This window comes from Candidatus Cardinium sp. TP (assembly GCF_025215055.1).
In the GTDB taxonomy this organism is placed as follows: Bacteria; Bacteroidota; Bacteroidia; order Cytophagales; family Amoebophilaceae; genus Cardinium.
Genome location: NZ_JANAVR010000005.1, coordinates 1 through 17,103, shown reverse-complemented (window position 1 = coordinate 17,103; position 17,103 = coordinate 1). Strand labels below are relative to the sequence as shown.

At 39.8% G+C, this 17,103-nt stretch carries 16 protein-coding genes, 1 tRNA gene and 1 pseudogene; 12 read left to right on the top strand and 6 right to left on the bottom strand.

What is annotated here, in order from left to right; all coding sequences use genetic code 11:
* Positions 1-116: 116 nt before the first annotated feature.
* The 5 genes from NLX65_RS01425 to NLX65_RS01405 form a co-directional block, all read right to left on the bottom strand.
* Positions 117-866: a PASTA domain-containing protein gene (locus NLX65_RS01425; RefSeq protein ID WP_260536380.1), complete on the bottom strand. Its 750-nt coding sequence runs from the start codon at positions 864-866 to the stop codon at positions 117-119.
* A complete protein-coding gene (locus tag NLX65_RS01420) occupies positions 863-2,149 on the bottom strand; it encodes a D-alanine--D-alanine ligase family protein (RefSeq protein ID WP_260536378.1) in 1,287 nt (428 codons plus the stop codon). Before NLX65_RS01420 ends, NLX65_RS01425 begins: the two co-directional genes overlap by 4 nt.
* A 13-nt stretch (positions 2,150-2,162) precedes the next feature.
* Complete coding sequence (gene ftsH / locus NLX65_RS01415; RefSeq protein ID WP_260536377.1) at positions 2,163-4,160, bottom strand: ATP-dependent zinc metalloprotease FtsH; 1,998 nt, start codon at positions 4,158-4,160, stop codon at positions 2,163-2,165.
* Positions 4,161-4,301: 141 nt separating this feature from the next.
* On the bottom strand, positions 4,302-4,952 hold the full coding sequence (locus tag NLX65_RS01410) for a superoxide dismutase (protein WP_260536376.1): 651 nt from the start codon (positions 4,950-4,952) through the stop codon (positions 4,302-4,304).
* A gap of 42 nt (positions 4,953-4,994) precedes the next feature.
* Entirely contained in the window at positions 4,995-5,459 is a 465-nt protein-coding gene (locus NLX65_RS01405) for a nucleoside deaminase (protein WP_260536374.1), read from the bottom strand.
* A 967-nt stretch (positions 5,460-6,426) separates the two neighbouring features.
* Here NLX65_RS01405 and NLX65_RS01400 point away from each other — a divergent pair.
* From NLX65_RS01400 to NLX65_RS01390, 3 genes are all read left to right on the top strand, one after another.
* Positions 6,427-7,632: a hypothetical protein gene (locus tag NLX65_RS01400; RefSeq protein WP_260536371.1), complete on the top strand. Its 1,206-nt coding sequence runs from the start codon at positions 6,427-6,429 to the stop codon at positions 7,630-7,632.
* 687 nt (positions 7,633-8,319) lie between these two features.
* Positions 8,320-8,396, top strand: a tRNA-His gene (locus NLX65_RS01395).
* Between the two features lie 45 nt (positions 8,397-8,441).
* Entirely contained in the window at positions 8,442-9,494 is a 1,053-nt protein-coding gene (locus tag NLX65_RS01390) for a hypothetical protein (RefSeq protein ID WP_260536369.1), read from the top strand.
* Between the two features lie 277 nt (positions 9,495-9,771).
* On the opposite strand, the gene NLX65_RS01385 is transcribed toward NLX65_RS01390, so the two are convergent.
* Positions 9,772-9,924 carry a hypothetical protein gene (locus NLX65_RS01385; RefSeq protein WP_260536367.1) on the bottom strand — a complete coding sequence of 51 codons (153 nt, stop codon included), beginning with the start codon at positions 9,922-9,924 and terminating at the stop codon, positions 9,772-9,774.
* A gap of 43 nt (positions 9,925-9,967) precedes the next feature.
* On the opposite strand from NLX65_RS01385, the pseudogene NLX65_RS04075 reads away from it, so the two are divergent.
* From NLX65_RS04075 to NLX65_RS01345, 9 genes and pseudogenes are all read left to right on the top strand, one after another.
* A pseudogene (locus tag NLX65_RS04075) lies at positions 9,968-10,061 on the top strand (Rpn family recombination-promoting nuclease/putative transposase); the annotation flags it as partial.
* Positions 10,057-13,494 carry a DNA polymerase III subunit alpha gene (gene dnaE, locus NLX65_RS01380; RefSeq protein WP_445083369.1) on the top strand — a complete coding sequence of 1,146 codons (3,438 nt, stop codon included), beginning with the start codon at positions 10,057-10,059 and terminating at the stop codon, positions 13,492-13,494. The pseudogene NLX65_RS04075 and the gene dnaE, both read left to right, overlap by 5 nt.
* 315 nt (positions 13,495-13,809) lie before the next feature.
* Entirely contained in the window at positions 13,810-14,421 is a 612-nt protein-coding gene (locus tag NLX65_RS01375) for a glutathione peroxidase (protein ID WP_260536363.1), read from the top strand.
* 424 nt (positions 14,422-14,845) lie between these two features.
* On the top strand, positions 14,846-15,301 hold the full coding sequence (locus NLX65_RS01370; protein ID WP_260536360.1) for a hypothetical protein: 456 nt from the start codon (positions 14,846-14,848) through the stop codon (positions 15,299-15,301).
* Positions 15,302-15,334: 33 nt separating this feature from the next.
* Positions 15,335-15,622: a hypothetical protein gene (locus tag NLX65_RS01365; RefSeq protein ID WP_260536358.1), complete on the top strand. Its 288-nt coding sequence runs from the start codon at positions 15,335-15,337 to the stop codon at positions 15,620-15,622.
* Between the two features lie 157 nt (positions 15,623-15,779).
* Positions 15,780-15,923, top strand: coding sequence for a hypothetical protein (locus NLX65_RS01360; RefSeq protein WP_260536355.1), 144 nt, complete (start codon positions 15,780-15,782; stop codon positions 15,921-15,923).
* A gap of 33 nt (positions 15,924-15,956) precedes the next feature.
* Positions 15,957-16,217, top strand: coding sequence for a hypothetical protein (locus tag NLX65_RS01355; RefSeq protein ID WP_260536352.1), 261 nt, complete (start codon positions 15,957-15,959; stop codon positions 16,215-16,217).
* A gap of 115 nt (positions 16,218-16,332) precedes the next feature.
* On the top strand, positions 16,333-16,554 hold the full coding sequence (locus NLX65_RS01350; protein ID WP_260536349.1) for a hypothetical protein: 222 nt from the start codon (positions 16,333-16,335) through the stop codon (positions 16,552-16,554).
* A gap of 34 nt (positions 16,555-16,588) precedes the next feature.
* A complete protein-coding gene (locus NLX65_RS01345) occupies positions 16,589-16,927 on the top strand; it encodes a hypothetical protein (protein ID WP_260536346.1) in 339 nt (112 codons plus the stop codon).
* The last annotated feature ends 176 nt before the right edge of the window (positions 16,928-17,103 follow it).

The window sequence follows — 17,103 nt, the reverse complement described above, 5'->3', positions numbered from 1 at the left end:
TTTATCCACTTTTTTATCAAAAAAAAAGTGGATAAAATTCATCATTAACCAGTAATGTGAACAGATACAAAACTGGAATAGAATTCATAAAGCGAAGAGATGCATCTCTAGTGCCCTTAGACATTAACGATCCATAGATGCATGGCAGTGCCTAACGGTACTTTGCTACCTGGTTCAGGGTGTTGTCGTATAACGGTACCAATCGTTGCTTGTTTGTCCTTTACACGGTGCAGCACCCCTATACGCATGCCCTGCTCGAGTAACATGAGCCGTGCTTCTTCTAAGGGCATTTCTAGTACATTAGGTACCTCAATCGTTTGATTGCCTAGTCCAGTACTAACGACTAAGTCGATGATAGATCCTTTATGAATCGGTTTGCCAGCAGGGATAGGATGACGATTGTGCCATTGTTCTAAAACAGTACATTCTGTAATATCAGAGACATACTTGATGTCACCTAGTTTGAGTCCCTTATTTTTTAGCAATAGTTTTGCCTGTTTAACAGAACCATCAATCAGGTTAGGCATAGATACAAGGGGAGGATGTTCTGCATTTAAGGTTAAATAGATTTTTCTATTTTCCTTCACCCAAGCACCTGCTGCAGGAAATTGTTGTAAAACGGTAAAAGGAGGTAGTTGTACGGAGTACCCACTGTTATCTGTGATCACGTAATGCAGATGATCTTTGCTTAACTTATCTTCCAATTCTTTTAAATGCACACCGGTTAGGTCAGGGACCTGAACAATTTTACCTTGATGTGTAAGATAAGGCAATGCTATATAGAAAAAGATATATAGTATAGCTATACTTAAGCAAACCATGTAAACAAGGTGTTTCAATAGCTTGATTAACTTTTCTTTGTTCATCTCTCTAAAGTTGGCGTAGAAGTAGCAAAATTTCTTTTGGTGGCCCCATATTGAATAATAGCATCTATAAAATCAAATGGAGTATAGCCATTTAGGGCACATTGGTGAAAAATACAGGTAGCTGGTGTCATGGCAGGTAGCGCATTGACTTCAATTACCCAAACTTCTACTTTTTGCGTGATTTTTACAAAAGCATCTATTCTGGCGTAGCCTTGTATATCTAAAGCTTGTGCAATGGTGGCCAGCTGATGCTTGACACTTCCTCGGATCATGGCAGCTACTTTGGCATCGCTGTGAAAGCGTGCAGGGGTAATATTATGCCCTTCCCCTGCTAAAAATTTTTCCTCTAATGAGAGTATGGCAGCTGCGGATACAGTTTCTGAGGGCTCAAAGATCTCATATAAGGTATTGCCATTGGGATCAATATGGGTTAGTAAGCCTGTTGTAGTTTCTAAACAACTAAGGCTTTCCTGGTCTTTTTGGATCAATTTTTCTAGTAAAAATCGTTCTTGCCTAGGCACATAGTCTGTCGTTTGTAGTCCTAGTATGTCCATCAGATCAGCCGCAATCAGTGGTTCGCTTCTAAAACTGGCAGCTGCATAAGCGACCAACATGGCGCGATTGGTGATGCGTAGCACCCCTGCACTACAACCATCATCGACTGGTTTGGCAATAATGGGATAGGTAAAGATCCTTTCTATCGCATGGATGGCGCTATCCTCCATCCCATCTTTTTTTGTAATGATCCGTTGTGGGGCAATATGGAATCCATTTTGGGCTAAAAATTGATTGGTGGCATACTTATCGATGGTTAACGCGGTAGTGGCAATACCAGAACCGTTATAAGGTATATCATAGTCCTCTAGTATCCTTTGCAAGGTGCCATCTTCTCCAGGTCTACCATGTAAGGCTATAAAGATAAAATCTATGTTTTTTTTTAAGTCAGAAAAGGTGACTTCTTGCGGTATAAAAATAGCCGCTTTTGCATAATGGCTGGTGAGGGCAGCAGCCTCCTTTCTAATAGGGGTCAGTAGTCTTTCTGATCTATTGAATTTAGTGGGATGTAAAAGTGCATCATGGATATCATCTGCATTATCTTTTAGCAAAAGGGCAGCAGGCAGTATAAAAATACGATAAGCTCCCTTATCGCCAGATAGAAAAAGCGGCAAGGCTTCATATTGGGTAGAGGCGACCAATTTACTATAGACGTTTCGCCCACTTTCTAATGATACATGTCGTTCGGGTGTAAACCCGCCCATTAATACGCCTATTTTTTGGTTCACCACTTACTATTCCTTATACTTCCTCTAGCTCAGGCATCTCTGGTTCATCTTCAGGTTGTGCTTCACTCGGTGCTACTTGAGTGGCAGATGTAGCTTCAGCAGGTATATCCTTCGTTTCTTGGCGTTTCCCTATTAAACGTTCTAAATCTGACTTCAGTATCGTTTCTCTTACCAGTAAAGCCTCCGCTAAAAGGGTTAATTTATCGATCTTTTCTTTGAGCAATGCCTTCACCCGTTCATATGCACCATCTATAATGGCTTTTACCTCTTCATCTATCGTATGGGCTGTTTTTTCTGAGTAAGGCTTTGTAAAGGTATAATCAGCTTGTTTGGAGTTGTGGAAAGAGAGGTGACCTATCTTAGGATTCATGCCATATATGGTAACGATGCTATAGGCCAATTTAGTAGTTCGTTCCAAGTCATTTAGGGCACCAGTAGAAATTTTTCCAAAAATAAGTTCTTCGGCCGCCCTGCCTCCCAGTGCCATAGCCAATTCATCCAACAATTGATTTTCTTGATAGACAAATTGCTCTTTGGGCAAATATTGCGCATAGCCCAATGCAGCTATACCCCGCGGTATAATACTTACCTTGATCAGTGGGTGTGCATGTTCTAAAAACCATCCAGCAATGGCATGACCTGCTTCGTGGTAAGCTACTATTTTTTTTTCTTCTGGAGAAATCAATTTGTTTTTTTTCTCTAATCCGCCAATAATTCGATCTATAGCTGCATGAAAGTCACTCATTGTGACAAACTTCCTGTTTTTTCTCGCCGCTATTAAAGCTGATTCATTACACATATTAGAGAGATCCGCTCCAGAGAATCCTGGTGTTTGTTCCGCCAGTTGTTTAATCCGTATGTGTCGTTCTAGCTTTAACCTTTTGCTGTGGCAACGTATAATGGCTTCTCTATCTACTACATCTGGATGATCTATCGTGACCTGTCTATCAAACCTTCCAGGACGGAGGAGTGCAGGATCCAATACTTCTGCTCTATTGGTAGCCCCTATTACAATCACACCCGAGTTGGTTGAAAATCCATCCATTTCCACCAAGAGCGAGTTCAAGGTATTTTCACGCTCGTCATTCACACCAGGCATATTGGCTTTGCCCCGTGTTCTACCTACTGCATCAATTTCATCGATAAAAATAATACAAGGTGCTTTTTCCTTTGCTTTCTTAAAAAGATCACGAACACGTGCCGCACCTATCCCTACAAACATTTCCACAAAGTCTGATCCAGAGAGGCAAATAACAGGCACACCTGCTTCTCCCGCTACCGCTTTGGCCAGTAATGTTTTCCCTGTTCCCGGCGGGCCTACGAGTAGCACACCCTTAGGAATTTTTCCACCAAGCAGCGTAAATTTTTCAGGTGTTTTCAAAAAGTCTACCACTTCTTTTACTTCTTCCTTAGCCTCTTTCATGCCGGCTACATCTTGGAATGTAACCTTTAGCTGATTGTCTTTATCAAAGATGGTTGCTTTTAAGGTATTCATATTAAAAAGCTGCGTACCAGGTCCGGCCATACCATTGCCTGGTTTGCGAATAAAAAACCAATAAATAAGAAACAGCGTCAGCAAAAAGGACCAATTGATGAAACTAGTAGGCTCTGAACGTTCTTCACACGTGTAGCCTATTCTTACTTCCGGTTCCATTTTAGCTTCTATAGCTGCAAACTTTTTATCAAAAATATCAAAATTGGGTATGCGCAAGGTGTAGACCACCCCACTGGTGCTTTTCCAGACCGCTCTTCTGGTGTGTTCCTTTTGGTACTCCTCTTTGCGCAATGCATCCGCTTTGAGGACTATTTCTACCAGGTGTTGATTGGTGATTAAAGTAACAGATTTCACCTCTTGGTTCAGCATCATTTTTTCAAAACGTTTCTCAGAAATAGCAATGGTACTTTTTTCCTTGCTGTAATAAAAAAGCAAGCCCAATATGACCAATATAGCTAGTATAAAAATGGACTGAGGAGCGTTGTGTTGTGCAAACTTTTTTTCTCTTTGTTTCATAATTTGGTTTAAATTGAACAGCTGTTTATTTTGCTAAATGAAGAGGCAAATTTATAAAAAAATATTGAAGAAGGTGATCAAAAGGTTTGCATAACGGCTTGAGGAATACCTTGCGCAAATTTGTGCCTATACCTTTGGGTGTTATTCGGCTTGGTACTGTACCACTTCCATGTATCTATTTTCTACCCCTTTCCAGTGAATGATGTTCCAAAAAGTATCTATATAGGCTACACGCCTATTTTGGTACAAAAGGTAATAGGCATGTTCCCATAGATCTAATCCTAAGATAGGCACGCCTTGTTCTTGAATGGGCGTGGTGTTCATAAGGGGATTATCTTGATTATTCGTTGTAGAGATAAACAAACTACTATCTTTCTTGGCTACAGATAACCAGGCCCATCCCGAACCAAAGTGTGCAGCAGCAGCTGCAGTAAACAGTTCTTTAAAGCTTTCAAAGCTTCCAAATGATTTTTCTAATGTACGCAATAGGTTTGTTCCAGGTAATTGCGGACCATTAGGTGTAAGGGTTTCCCAGAAAAATAGATGATTAAAGTGGCCACCTGCATGGTTGCGCACAGCAGTGCGGTAGGCACTTATATCTTTGAGCAGGTGGGTTAACACCGATATCTCAGTGCCTTCTGCCGTAGCTATTGCGGTACCCGCAATAGCCTGATTGAGTTTATCCACATAGGCTTGATGGTGTTTGGTATGGTGGATCTCCATAGTTTTGGCATCTATGTGGGGTGTAAGTGCGCTGTAACCATAAGGCAAAGCGGGAAGTGTAAAAATCATAACCATTTAAGTTTTCAATAAACATACAATAAGCTTGCTGCGCTACAATATAGCGTTTCTTAACTTTTTAAAAAAACAAATCAGTAATTGATTGCTTTCTTTTGCTAAAATAGCTGCTTGGACAGCTGTCCGTGGGTGCAGAGCAGTCTTAGCTAGGGCTTGGTACCCTCTTTTGGGGTCACTAGCACCGAAAACCAGTCGTTTGATTTGAGACCAGTAGAGTGCACCGCTACACATGATACAGGGCTCTAGGGTAACATATAGGGTGCAGTTCGGGAGGTATTTGCTATTGAAGTAATCAGCGGCAGCGGTTATGGCCAAGAGTTCTGCATGAGCGGTTGGGTCTTTGAGTCGCTCTACCTGGTTATGGCCGCGTACAATAATCTTATGATCTGCTACAACTACCGCGCCAATAGGCACTTCTCCAGCTTCAGCTGCGCGCGCTGCCTCTTTAAGTGCTGCTTGCATAAAGAAAACATCATCAGCAATAGGTTGTATAGGGTTCATGTAATGCAGTAAGCTTATGCAATAGGAGATAAAATCTTGTAACCGTTGTTAAAACAATAAAGGCAATGGCCAGACAAAAGCTATTGGAATGGGCAATCTATTTTAGTAAGCTTGCAGATCAGCTTCTTGGAAGTATGCTGTATAATTACGACAATAGCAGCTATATAGCACTGGAAAACCCATACACTAAGTGATCTAGTTACCATTTGTACATCCTATGTCCATTGGTATTGTCTCTTAATGCATGGGCCCATGTTAAACTAAACTATAATTGAAAACCAATTACAATAATAAGTATATACAAAAATAAATTAATACGCAAGGGTTTGGGCTTTTCAAAAGTAATCATTCCAGCAGTGGGGGCATTTTGTTAATTATGCAAAGTGGATGCAGTCAAGTATCTAGGCAGCTTGGAGTCCTTAATAAGGAACAGATTAATAAAGGAAATACCCATAAGTCTACAGGCCAATCAGATACTAGATCTTTCTCTGTATGGGGAAATGAAATAACTGTCGAACAGGGAAACGTAATTCTAGTAAACAATTCTAAAAACCATAATGATGAGGGAAACAATACGCCTAAAATAGTGCATAGCCTGGACGGCGATAAGAAGAAATTTAGGGTAAAGCAGACCAAGAATGGATTCTGGATCACGTCAAACAATTCGACGCAATCTAGTTGGAAGCAGAGGTGGCGTACCTTATTCAATTGCTTCAAGTCCGCTAATAAGAAGTAGCCTTTAGATAAGCAGAATGATTGTAGTACGCAATGTACTATAGCAATGCCATCCTATGCTTGTAGAAATGGATGGTTCATATTATTTGATTATCCATATGATATATTTCTTTTGCTTGATTAACGACTGATTTTCGGATCATATTTAAGCGCGTAATGCCCAATCTAAATTTATCTCTTCGGAAAGATTTACTATTTTTATCTGGTAAAGAGAAAGCATAATGCTATATAGATGAAAGCAAAACTGGTAACCAAGCCCCAACTATCGATATTACTGGCCAATGCCCTGATTCATTTTGATACCGCTTTATATGGCTATTTGGTGCCCATTATCGCCCCTCTTTTTTTTCCCAAAAAGGGGTTAGTGGTTCAGTTGATAGGGGGCTATAGCCCATTGATGATTTCCTTTGTAGCCAAACCATTGGGCCTGCTTTTTTTTAGCAAAATGGCGCAGGAGAGGAAAGCAAGCATTGCCTTGCGCTATACGCTTTTGGGTGTAGGCGTTAGTTTAGTAGTGATGAGTTGCTTGCCTATTGATGGAGCACTGTGGGGTATGATTGGGTTGCTAGCGGTCCGAACCTGTGCAGAATCATGTGCAGCGGGAGAACATCATATTGCCAAGATCTATCTACTGCAAGGGCTGGCTATGCAACAGGCTAAAAAGCTTGCCTCATTCTATGAAATTGCTACTATGGCAGGTATCTTATCTGCTGGGGCAGTGGGTACCTGTTTCGTATGGATCAAAAATCCCCTGCTATACTGGCGGTTGCCTTTTTTAATCGCAGCGTTATCTACGCTATTGAATGTGGTGCTTTTTAGGTTAAAGGCGAAAGAAGAGGAAGTAGATGGCCACCCTTACAAAACAACGTTACAACCAATCTACCGACCCATTATACGCATTGCTATAGTGGCTGGATTTGGTTACATAGCTTATACCACTCCTTTTCTTTTCATGAATAGTTTTGTACCCATGGTGACCACCTTTACCTATGTCGCTATGATGCAATACCTACCAATCTTTATGGTATTGGATATCATACTCATTGGTTGGGTCGCTAAAGTGGGGTATAAATATGACCACAACAACCTTATGGCGGTAGCCAGTGGGCTGGTTGCCTTATCTATTATTCCCCTTTTTGCAGGCTTACCAGCTGCTTCTATCTTTTATGTAACTGCAGTACGTTGTTGGTTGATTTTTTTGGGTGTAGTCTTTAGCTGTTTTTTAACCATTTGGGCGAAAGAACAAGTCGCTGTAGCCACATCCTATGTGACCATAGGCTTTGCTACCGTATTGGGTAGTAGTTTGTTTGGAAAATCTGCTACGGCTATTTGTTTCTATCTTTTTCATAGGTACAATAGCCCCATAGCCCCTGCTTGTTATATAGCACTTTTGGCTTTTGCAGCTACACTTGTTATGATGAACTCTGCATCAAAATAATCGCCTTTTTATAAGTCGAGATTTGGTGTGTAGCACTGCCCTATAGGCGGATAGAAAAGTATATAATAAACTTTGATTGCCAATATAATGAACTGTTCATTGATAAAAGTTTCGGGTTAGTCTTTATTTAGATTAATGCTTTGCTTTACAGATAAAGTTTTTGTAAAAGCAGGATAGCTAAAGTTACTAAAAGAATAGATACCCACACTTGTAGCTATTTATGATGATTTAGTCGCAAGTTAAAGCTCTGCTCAAATTTTGCCTATATGATAAATATCTGTTCATCCAATGGCGTCAACTTAAGTATTTTTTTATTGATTTTCAAATAAAAATATCTATTCATACCATTGATTAATAAGGCATTTTTATCCCACTTTTTTCTTGATAAAAAAGTGGACAAAAAACCAGTGACTGGAACGACAGATACCTACCATTTTAATGGGTGTTTGATTCCATTTCGTCCATTTAAAGCGTTCATGTCCGCCGACAAAAAAACTTGGCGGACATGGGCAACGACGTATACGCATTAGTCATTACTATCTCTGTGTTAGAATAGATCTCCCTTAAGTTGACGCCATTGATCATTCCTTATGGGGACACTTTTTTTGAAAATTTTATTTTTTTATCTAACTTTGGGGATCGGGTGCTTATTTTGTTTAGTAACTTTATTTATGGCCCTGTTTTATGGTGAATGTAGCTCAGCTGGTTAGAGCATTGGTTTGTGGTACCAAGGGTCGCGGGTTCGAATCCCGTCTTTCACCCCATTTTTCTATTTCAATTATTTTTTCAATTATTTTTTATTTCAGTTTATGCTCTATATAAGAAGTTTATTTAAAACAGTTGCTTTATTTTATTTATCAACAGTGTTGTCCCCAGGATGTGCGTCTCTTCCTAAACAAGGTGGGGAGCTTAAAGCATCTAGTAAGGAAAAAGCAAAAACTCTTCACAAGAAACCAGTACAAAGTGGTGATAAAAAAGCATCAAAAAATGAGATAAAGCCACCGCAGCAGCCGTTTATACCTTCCCATTCAAGACCATCCCTGCCTGTTGCTTTAACAAAAAATGAGATAAAGCCACCGCAGCAGCCGTTTATACCTTCCCATTCAAGACCATCCCTGCCTGTTGCTTCAACACCATCACAGGATGCTAATCAGGAAAAACGTAAAAAAGTGTTCGAAGGCTCTAGTCAAAAGTGTCGCATGATGTCTGTGAAAGAACTCCTACGTAAAAAATATAAGCTGCTCGATCAAATAATCAAAGATTATGGAAAAGATATTAAAGAATCTGTTCAAGATAACTTTTCTAAGGTAGACAAGAAATTTACTGCTCTGCCTTTTGACGAACAGAAACTTCTAATTGATTACTCCGTAAAGTGTGAACAAGCCAATGATGAGTATTGGAAGCAGTGCTATGAGACGTGCAGACAGGTCCAGAAGAAGTTTGGACAGTTGGCTAATCTTCTTCATAAAGGAGAGCACTACGAGATAGATGTAAGCAGCAATCCATCTGAGCCTATATTTCAGGATATTATTAAAGTGAGTCGAGAGTCAGCTGAGATTATTAAGATGAGTTCTTCTGACTTTATTTACTTTATTTCTACATGCATGAAAATGGAAAAAGCATTTCTAGAGTGTTCATCTCAAGAGCAGGCAACCTATTTGCCTCATTTGGAAGATATTAGATCTTTACTCATGCCTTTAAGTGAAAAACAACAAAAGGTCCCTATTCAAGTGGAAAAGCAGTTTCCTATATATAAACAAATACTAGAAAAGATACGTTCCATAATGGAACAGGACAAAAAAGTAAAAAATACCTACTCATATATTAGAACTATTTCAGCAGCATGCTGCACAATTATCTAAAAAAATAGTAGAAAAGCTAGATTCCATAATGGAACAGCACAAAGAAGTAATCGGATAAACTTCATAACTCAAGAGTCCGTGCTGGAGGCAGATAATGTAAAAAGTAAGAATAGGCTTTCTGATCACATCTTTTTCGAAGGAGCTTTTTTTAGTTTCTTGTAAGCAGTCTTACTATATGGACGCATTTGCTATTTATTAAGCTATTAGCGGTCAATCAGCCCTCTTTCTTTATCGGCGGCTGGTAGCAAGACTACAGTTGAAGTGTAATATATTTTCCTTAAAAACTATCTATCTTGCAATAGACCTCTTTCAAGACTCGATTTCTAATGGCAATCTTGTGGTCTATGCGCTCAAATACAGCTGGGTATCCTGCCGACTGCGCCGCTCCTAAAAATTGCTCATCCCAAATAGGGAGAGGTTTAATGTGCACGACACTGATATATTTGTCATTACGACTAAATTAGAAACAAGCTATGGAAAAAATTACCCCAAAAGTCAACCTAGCCTTCAAAAAAATCTTTAGTGTAGAAAAAAAACAAAGATCTACTGATTTCTTTTAATGATGCATAACTTTTGCCATTTACATTGCCATACAGAATATTCCCTATTGGACGGTGCCGCCAAGGTAGAGCGGCTTATAGCGGCCAATAAACAACTGGGTATGGATGCATTGGCCATTACAGACCATGGCAATATGTTTGGGGTGCCTCATTTTGTATCTGCAGCTGCTAAGGAAGGGGTAAAACCTATTATAGGATGTGAGTTTTATATCGCACCTGACCGGCATAATCATAAAGATAAAACCCGCTACCACCAGTTGTTGTTGGCCAAAAATGCCATAGGCTATCAAAACATTACCAAATTATCTTCCCTCGGTTTTTTAGAAGGCTATTATTATAAACCCCGCATTGATAAGGCTTTGCTCAAGCAGTATAAAGAAGGCTTAATCGCCACTACCTGTTGCTTGGGTGCAGAGATTCCTAAAACCATTATTCGTTATGGTGAAGCGGCTGCAGAAAAGTTGTTTGTAGAATGGTTGGAGTTATTTGGAGCAGATTACTATATAGAGCTACAACGGCATGGTATCCAAGAACAAGAAGTTTGTAATGTCGTATTGCTGCGCTGGGCAGAAAAGTATAATGTACCAGTCATTGCTACCAATGATGTCCATTACACTACGCAACAAGATAGTCTTGCGCAGGATGTATTGCTCTGTTTACAAACTGGAAAAGATTACAACGATCCCAATCGGATGCGTTTTAGCAACGATCAATTCTTTTTAAAGTCACCAGCAGAGATGGCGCTGCTTTTTGCAGATGTACCCGCGGCTATTACCAATACACTTGCTTTGGTAGAAAAAATAGAAACGCCCTCTTTGACGCGTGATGTGCTGCTGCCTATTTTTCAACTCCCTAGCGGCTTTTCAGATGCCAATCGCTATCTAAGCCATTTAGCTTTCTCCGGTGCCCGTGTGAAGTATGGGACCATTTCTACCGAAGTAGAAAGTAGACTGAATTATGAGTTGGCCATTATTGCTCAAACCGGTTTTGCAGGCTACTTTTTAATTGTACAAGACTTTATTGAAGCAGCGGTACAATTAGGGGTCATTGTAGGGCCAGGAAGAGGGTCCGTAGCAGGTTCCCTAGTAGCTTTTTGTATAGGGATTACTAAAATAGATCCCCTGCATTATAATCTACTTTTTGAACGCTTTCTGAATCCAGAACGGGTTTCTATGCCCGATATAGATGTAGACTTTGATGATGAAGGTCGTAGAAAGGTAATCGATTATGTTGTGCAAAAATATGGTCGCAACCAAGTTGCCTCTATTATTACTTTTGGTAGCATGGCCGCTAAATCGGCTATACGTGATGTAGCACGTGTCTTGGGCGTCCCTTTGGCACGCGCCAACTATTTAACCAAGTTGATACCAGATAGATTAGGCATTACTTTATCAGAAGCCTTTGAAGAGGTAGGGGAACTCGCTGAGATTAAACAAGCCATTGCCACGCCAGAAGGTAAAGTGCTGGACTTAGCTCAAACCCTAGAAGGCTTGGTGCGCCATACCGGTATCCATGCTGCAGGTATCATTATTGCACCTAATGATATTATAAATTATATCCCAATAAAAACAGATAAAAACGCTGACTTATTGGTAACTCAATATGATGGGTCGGTATTGGAAAAGGTGGGTATGCTGAAAATGGATTTCTTGGGGCTCAAGACGTTAAGTATTATTAAAGATGCCCTGCTATTGATCCAACAAAATAGAGCCATTACCATAGATATAGATCTGATTCCATTAGATGATCCACTTACTTTTCAATTGTACCAGTCCGGTAGTACCAAAGGTACCTTTCAATTTGAATCAGAAGGCATGCGCCAATGGTTGGTGAAACTGCAACCCACTACGATGGAGGAGCTGATTGCCATGAATGCACTCTATAGGCCCGGTCCTATGCAGTTTATTCCTAATTTTATTGCGCGTAAGCATGGCAAAGAAGCCATTGAATATCCACATCCACTTTTGGAAACCATTTTAAAGCCCACCTATGGCATTATGATTTACCAAGAGCAAATCATTCAAACGGCTCAAGCCATGGCAGGTTATACGCTAGCTGGTGCCGATTTATTGCGTAAGGCTATGGGTAAAAAAAATGCGACAGAAATGGCAAGGCAACGTGATATCTTTGTAACAGGAGCAGCACAAAAACATCAGATTCCTAAAGAAAAAGCATTGGCTATTTTTGAGATTATGGAAAAATTTGCGCAATATGGCTTTAATCGTTCACATGCAGCGGCTTATTCGCTTATTGCCTACCAGACTGCTTATTTAAAGGCCCATTACCCTACCGAATATATGGCTGCGGTATTAACCCATAACCAGGGCGATATCGATAAAATTACTTTCTTTATGGAAGAAAGCCGCCAGCAAGGACTTGCTGTCTTAGGTCCTGATATCAATGCAAGTCAAGTAAATTTTAGTGCTGGTTTTCATAAAGAAATACGGTTTGGACTGGGGGCGATTAAAGGAGCGGGCGAAGCAGCGGTTACCGCTATTATAGCAGCAAGAGCGCAAAAGGGCGCTTTTAAAGATATTTTTGATTTTGTAGAGGCGGTCCAACTCAAAACGGTCAACAAGAAAACCATGGAAGCCCTTGCCTTATCCGGTGCATTTGATACCTTTAAGGGCCTGCATAGAAGGCAGTATGTCTATGAGGCATCCGGTAGCAGTTTTATAGAAAAAGTCATACAATACCGCAACCGCATTCAAAAAGAGCGCACGGAGGCTCTTCAATCACTCTTTGCAGCGAGTGCGTATAGTCAAATTAAAAGGCCAGAACCAGTTGATTGTCCACCTTATGAGCCATTGGAACAATTGCGTATAGAGAAAGAACTGGTTGGTTTTTATATTTCTGGCCATCCATTAGATCCATTTAAAGTGGATATAGCTAGTTTTTGCAATGCCACCACTCAAAATATATTGGCTACTAGTCGCAAAGCAGTAACCATAGCGGGTATGCTTACCGCTTCTACCATTAAGCAAAATGGTAAAGGCAATGCCTATGCTTTACTTACATTAGATGATTATTATGGCTCGCTTAACTTTGCTCTTTTTGGAGAAGACTACTTAAAGTACAAACATCTATTAGCAGTCGGCACCCTACTCTTTTTGACAGGTAGTGTAGCCCCACGTTATGGAAGCCAAGCAATGCAAACCTTTAAGCCACAAGCCATGCACCTATTGGAAGAGATGCGAGAGCGCATGGCCAAAGGGGTCCATTTAACGCTGGAACAACACCATATCAACCCGCTATTGGTGCATGAATTGGAAGCTGGCATCAAACGTTATCCAGGTAAATATTTGATAAAGATATCCATTGTGGATCATGACGCGCAAATCACCATTCCCACCTTTTCTACCCAATACCGTGTGGCACTTACCAATGAACTATTGGATTGGCTCAACCAGTTGTCTATCAATTTTCACTTGTTTATGTAAGTATATACATAATATGTAGGGATCTTACGTTGGTTGCTATTGTATGTTTGATCTATAAAGCTTAAATTAAGTTATCTGTTCAGCGCAGTGGTTTTTTTTGTCAAAAAAAACGCCCCTGTAAAATGTCACTTTCAGCGACTTTTTGCCGAGGGCTTGATTTTTTGTCCACTTTTTTATCAAGAAAAAAGTGGGATAAAATGCATCATTAACCAGTATCGTGAACAGATGCTAAATTAATTCGGAGTAATCTGTTTTTTTCTATTTCATTCGGTTTGCACTGCTATTCAAGTAGGGGATCCAGATAAAGGTATATATATGGGTGCGGGTAATCATAGAACTTTTGTCTTGGCCTTATTAGGCAGCAGATGGTACAAAACGATTTTTTTTCATCTCATGCTCCTTGCAAATCTATGCAATGGGCAGTTAGATACAAATAGTGATATGCATACGAATACCGCTAAAGATTTTTCTTTTACCTTATTAGATGGCACTTTATTTAAGTTTTCTAATCAAGTTGTTTTGGTAGTCAATACGGCTTCACGCTGTGGCTTTGCCCGTCAGTTTGATGTATTACAGGAATTATATGATCGTTATCATGCCCAAGGCTTTACCGTGCTTGGGGTATCCTCTCAAAGCTTTCGTAAGCAAGAATTTGACCAACCTTGTGAGATAGCCGCTGCTATAAAGAATAAATATAATAGGGTGACTTTTCCTATTACGCAGCTAGTAGCTGTTCGGGGAAAATCCATTCATCCATTTTACGCATGGGCGGCTACCCAAGTTTCTTTATTCGGGTGCCCGAAGTGGAACTTTCATAAGTATTTGATAGGCAAAGATGGCAGGTGCATTACATGGTTTTCTTCTGTAACTGATCCTTTAGCCCCAAAGGTCATAGACGCAATAGAAGCGGCACTAGCCAAAGAATAGTGCTACGCTCAATAGCCTCAATTTAAGAACGATATATTATTGATTACTCAATCAACTAGCATTTTTTATCGTATCTGTTCCAGTCACTGTTTTTTTTGCGTTAAAAGAAAAGCGCCCCTGTAAAAAGGCGCGGTGTAGCAAGTGGCATCATACAGGTGATTAGGAAAAACAGTTTCCTTTGCCCCCCGAAGGGGGCGAATTCTGTTTCTCCATCTGTAAGATGTCACTTTCAGCGGCTTTTTGCCGAGGGCTTGATTTTTTTGTCCACTTTTTTATCAAGAAAAAAGTGGAATACCACATTCATTATTAACCAGTAACGTGAACGACAGATACTAAAAAAGTATAAAAATTTGGAATTTTAAATAAAAAGATATACGATTTAAGAACAACATTTATTTTGTTTTGAATCCGTAAAATCAAATATATGACCTATGATGATGCCGCTTCTTATAAAATCTATCTAGGCAATCATAAGCCCACTATTGCTTGCACCGGTTGCATCGCTTCTTTGGTTCAAAAACTGCTCTCTACTATTTTTTTCATTGCACTATGCCGCAGTTGTCTGTTATGCATGGTAGGCTTCAGCTGTAACTGCAACAATAGTGATGCAACCTCTGTGGCTGATAGCGCTCCATCAGGAGATCATGTAACCCAATCCAACTATTTAGGAACTGTAACTATGTTGGGCACAAATGACCCAATAGGCCATATTATGGAAGCGCGTCGCCTGCTTGGTCCAAAAAGTAAATGGAAGCAAGATCAGCTAAAAAGCACCTCCAAGGTATTATTCCATCTGCATGATAAGGAATCCATCGTGCTCCCTGATGGTGCAGTGCCCAATTGGCAAGCGTATGGGATAGCGCCCTTTATGTTTTATTAGATCAAAAATTTAGACGGCAAGCATATTTTTACTTTGGATTTTAAGGGCGCTACATTTCAAAATGGTGAACAATTGGGTTTTATATTCTTGAAAAATAACCGAACGCTAGTTGAAGTGATGCAGCATTTGATAGGGTGGCCTGATCAGTCCTATGCCTGTAGGCAGACCAAAGATGGTTGGATCCTCTCTGGCGTCGTCAGTGGAGATCTATTGCAATTTAGATCTATTTTCAATAGATCTTTAGATTTAAATAGCCATTCGAATGGCTACTGCTATATTAAGAGAGATGGTCACTACTGTTTTATTCTCTTAAAAAAATAGGCTTCCTGAAGTTAAAATAGCACATGCAGTAACCGGTGCATGCTATAACAGCATACCCCCAACAAATATACAGCCATCATTATTAGAAAATAGGATAGATGCGCCGCCTGTACGTCCTTTATTTTTAAAAAATGGTGCGTCATCAGCTGCCTTATCTATGGTTCATAAGGCAACTGTTACAGATAGGTCTATGCAAACGAATGATATAGGATCCGTTTCGCTCAACCTATTAGAAGGTGTAGGTGGCGGTCTGTATAGTGGTAAGGCAGAGCACAATAGTGGTCTATCCAAAGCCCTGTAAGCGGAAAAAATCATCCAGATGCAGCAAAAAGCCTTGAATAAGATAGTAAACAAGGTAGCAACCTATACCATCATCCACAAGGATGTTATAAAAGCCATACAAAAAATAAACCTAGACAGGATGGTATTAAATCATATAGTGGAAACCCACTTCAAACTAAATGTTGGCAGCACATTACAATTGGTGCTCAATCCAGTATTGCAAGCGATAAACCAATTGCAATCTGCATTGAATTTAGAAAAAAGTTGCCAGCTTGGCATAGAATATAATAGGCCCAAGAATCTTAGCGATTAATGCAGTGTCCTAATACAACAATTAAGAAATCTATAAGCAGCTTATATGTGAGGAATATTTCGAAATCTTATCTACAGAAGTCTTACTGAATCAAGTAATAGAATTTTTCGAAAGCATGTATGACCTACTCTTTTACATCAAGCGCTTATACGGCCTCAACCCAACAGATGGCATGCGGCAATGTGTCAAGCAATTGTACATTGAAGATGATAAGCGATGCAAAGCGGCGCAAGCGATCATAGAACAGCTAGAAAAACTAGAAGATGAGCAACTCAGTATGATCCGAGAGGTAAGAAAAACAGCCTCAAAAAAAGCAGACACATTAGTAGCCATATAAGATGACATCACCTCAATACGCAATCCATTGGAAAATGAAATACATACCAAATGAAATACATACCATAGGCACATTAGATTTAAGACTCAAGCTTAGGCTAAACTCAAACATTATAGCAGGGAAGGTGAAAAACCTCAAGCGCATCAAAGGGATTATAGCAGATTTAGACTTAGCCAAGGAGTACATATGCGCCATACAAGTGCGTCTACATCATCCCACTTTAAAGACCCTAAAAGCAGCCATAGCAGCACAGATACAAACAGCTGCAAATCAGGCATTAAAAGTAGCAAACAAACTTAAAACAAATTTGCGATCAAAAACAAACAGTATGGTCGATCAGGAAAAAGTACTCAAAACACTCTTCCAACGATAGATACCTGTGATGATGCTGAGTATGAACCAGCATAAAATGTACTAGTTAGGATTTAATCTGACAATTATTAACTTTGTACGGATATAAATTACAACTATTATGAACTTACATCAAAAAATCATTAAACCGAAATTAGGGCTATTGGAACTAGCCAAAACGTTAGGTAATATCTCTTC

What these genes read in the sequence shown, in the direction of transcription:
- NLX65_RS01425 (WP_260536380.1), bottom strand. Translation starts at nt 866, where the DNA reads ATGAACAAAGAAAAGTTAATCAAGCTATTGAAACACCTTGTTTACATG.
- NLX65_RS01375 (WP_260536363.1), top strand. Translation starts at nt 13,810, where the DNA reads ATGGGTGCGGGTAATCATAGAACTTTTGTCTTGGCCTTATTAGGCAGC.
- ftsH (WP_260536377.1), bottom strand. Translation starts at nt 4,160, where the DNA reads ATGAAACAAAGAGAAAAAAAGTTTGCACAACACAACGCTCCTCAGTCC.
- NLX65_RS01360 (WP_260536355.1), top strand. Translation starts at nt 15,780, where the DNA reads ATGGTTCATAAGGCAACTGTTACAGATAGGTCTATGCAAACGAATGAT.
- NLX65_RS01370 (WP_260536360.1), top strand. Translation starts at nt 14,846, where the DNA reads ATGACCTATGATGATGCCGCTTCTTATAAAATCTATCTAGGCAATCAT.
- dnaE (WP_445083369.1), top strand. Translation starts at nt 10,057, where the DNA reads ATGCATAACTTTTGCCATTTACATTGCCATACAGAATATTCCCTATTG.
- NLX65_RS01410 (WP_260536376.1), bottom strand. Translation starts at nt 4,952, where the DNA reads ATGATTTTTACACTTCCCGCTTTGCCTTATGGTTACAGCGCACTTACA.
- NLX65_RS01405 (WP_260536374.1), bottom strand. Translation starts at nt 5,459, where the DNA reads ATGAACCCTATACAACCTATTGCTGATGATGTTTTCTTTATGCAAGCA.
- NLX65_RS01400 (WP_260536371.1), top strand. Translation starts at nt 6,427, where the DNA reads ATGAAAGCAAAACTGGTAACCAAGCCCCAACTATCGATATTACTGGCC.
- NLX65_RS01350 (WP_260536349.1), top strand. Translation starts at nt 16,333, where the DNA reads ATGTATGACCTACTCTTTTACATCAAGCGCTTATACGGCCTCAACCCA.
- NLX65_RS01345 (WP_260536346.1), top strand. Translation starts at nt 16,589, where the DNA reads ATGAAATACATACCAAATGAAATACATACCATAGGCACATTAGATTTA.
- NLX65_RS01390 (WP_260536369.1), top strand. Translation starts at nt 8,442, where the DNA reads ATGCTCTATATAAGAAGTTTATTTAAAACAGTTGCTTTATTTTATTTA.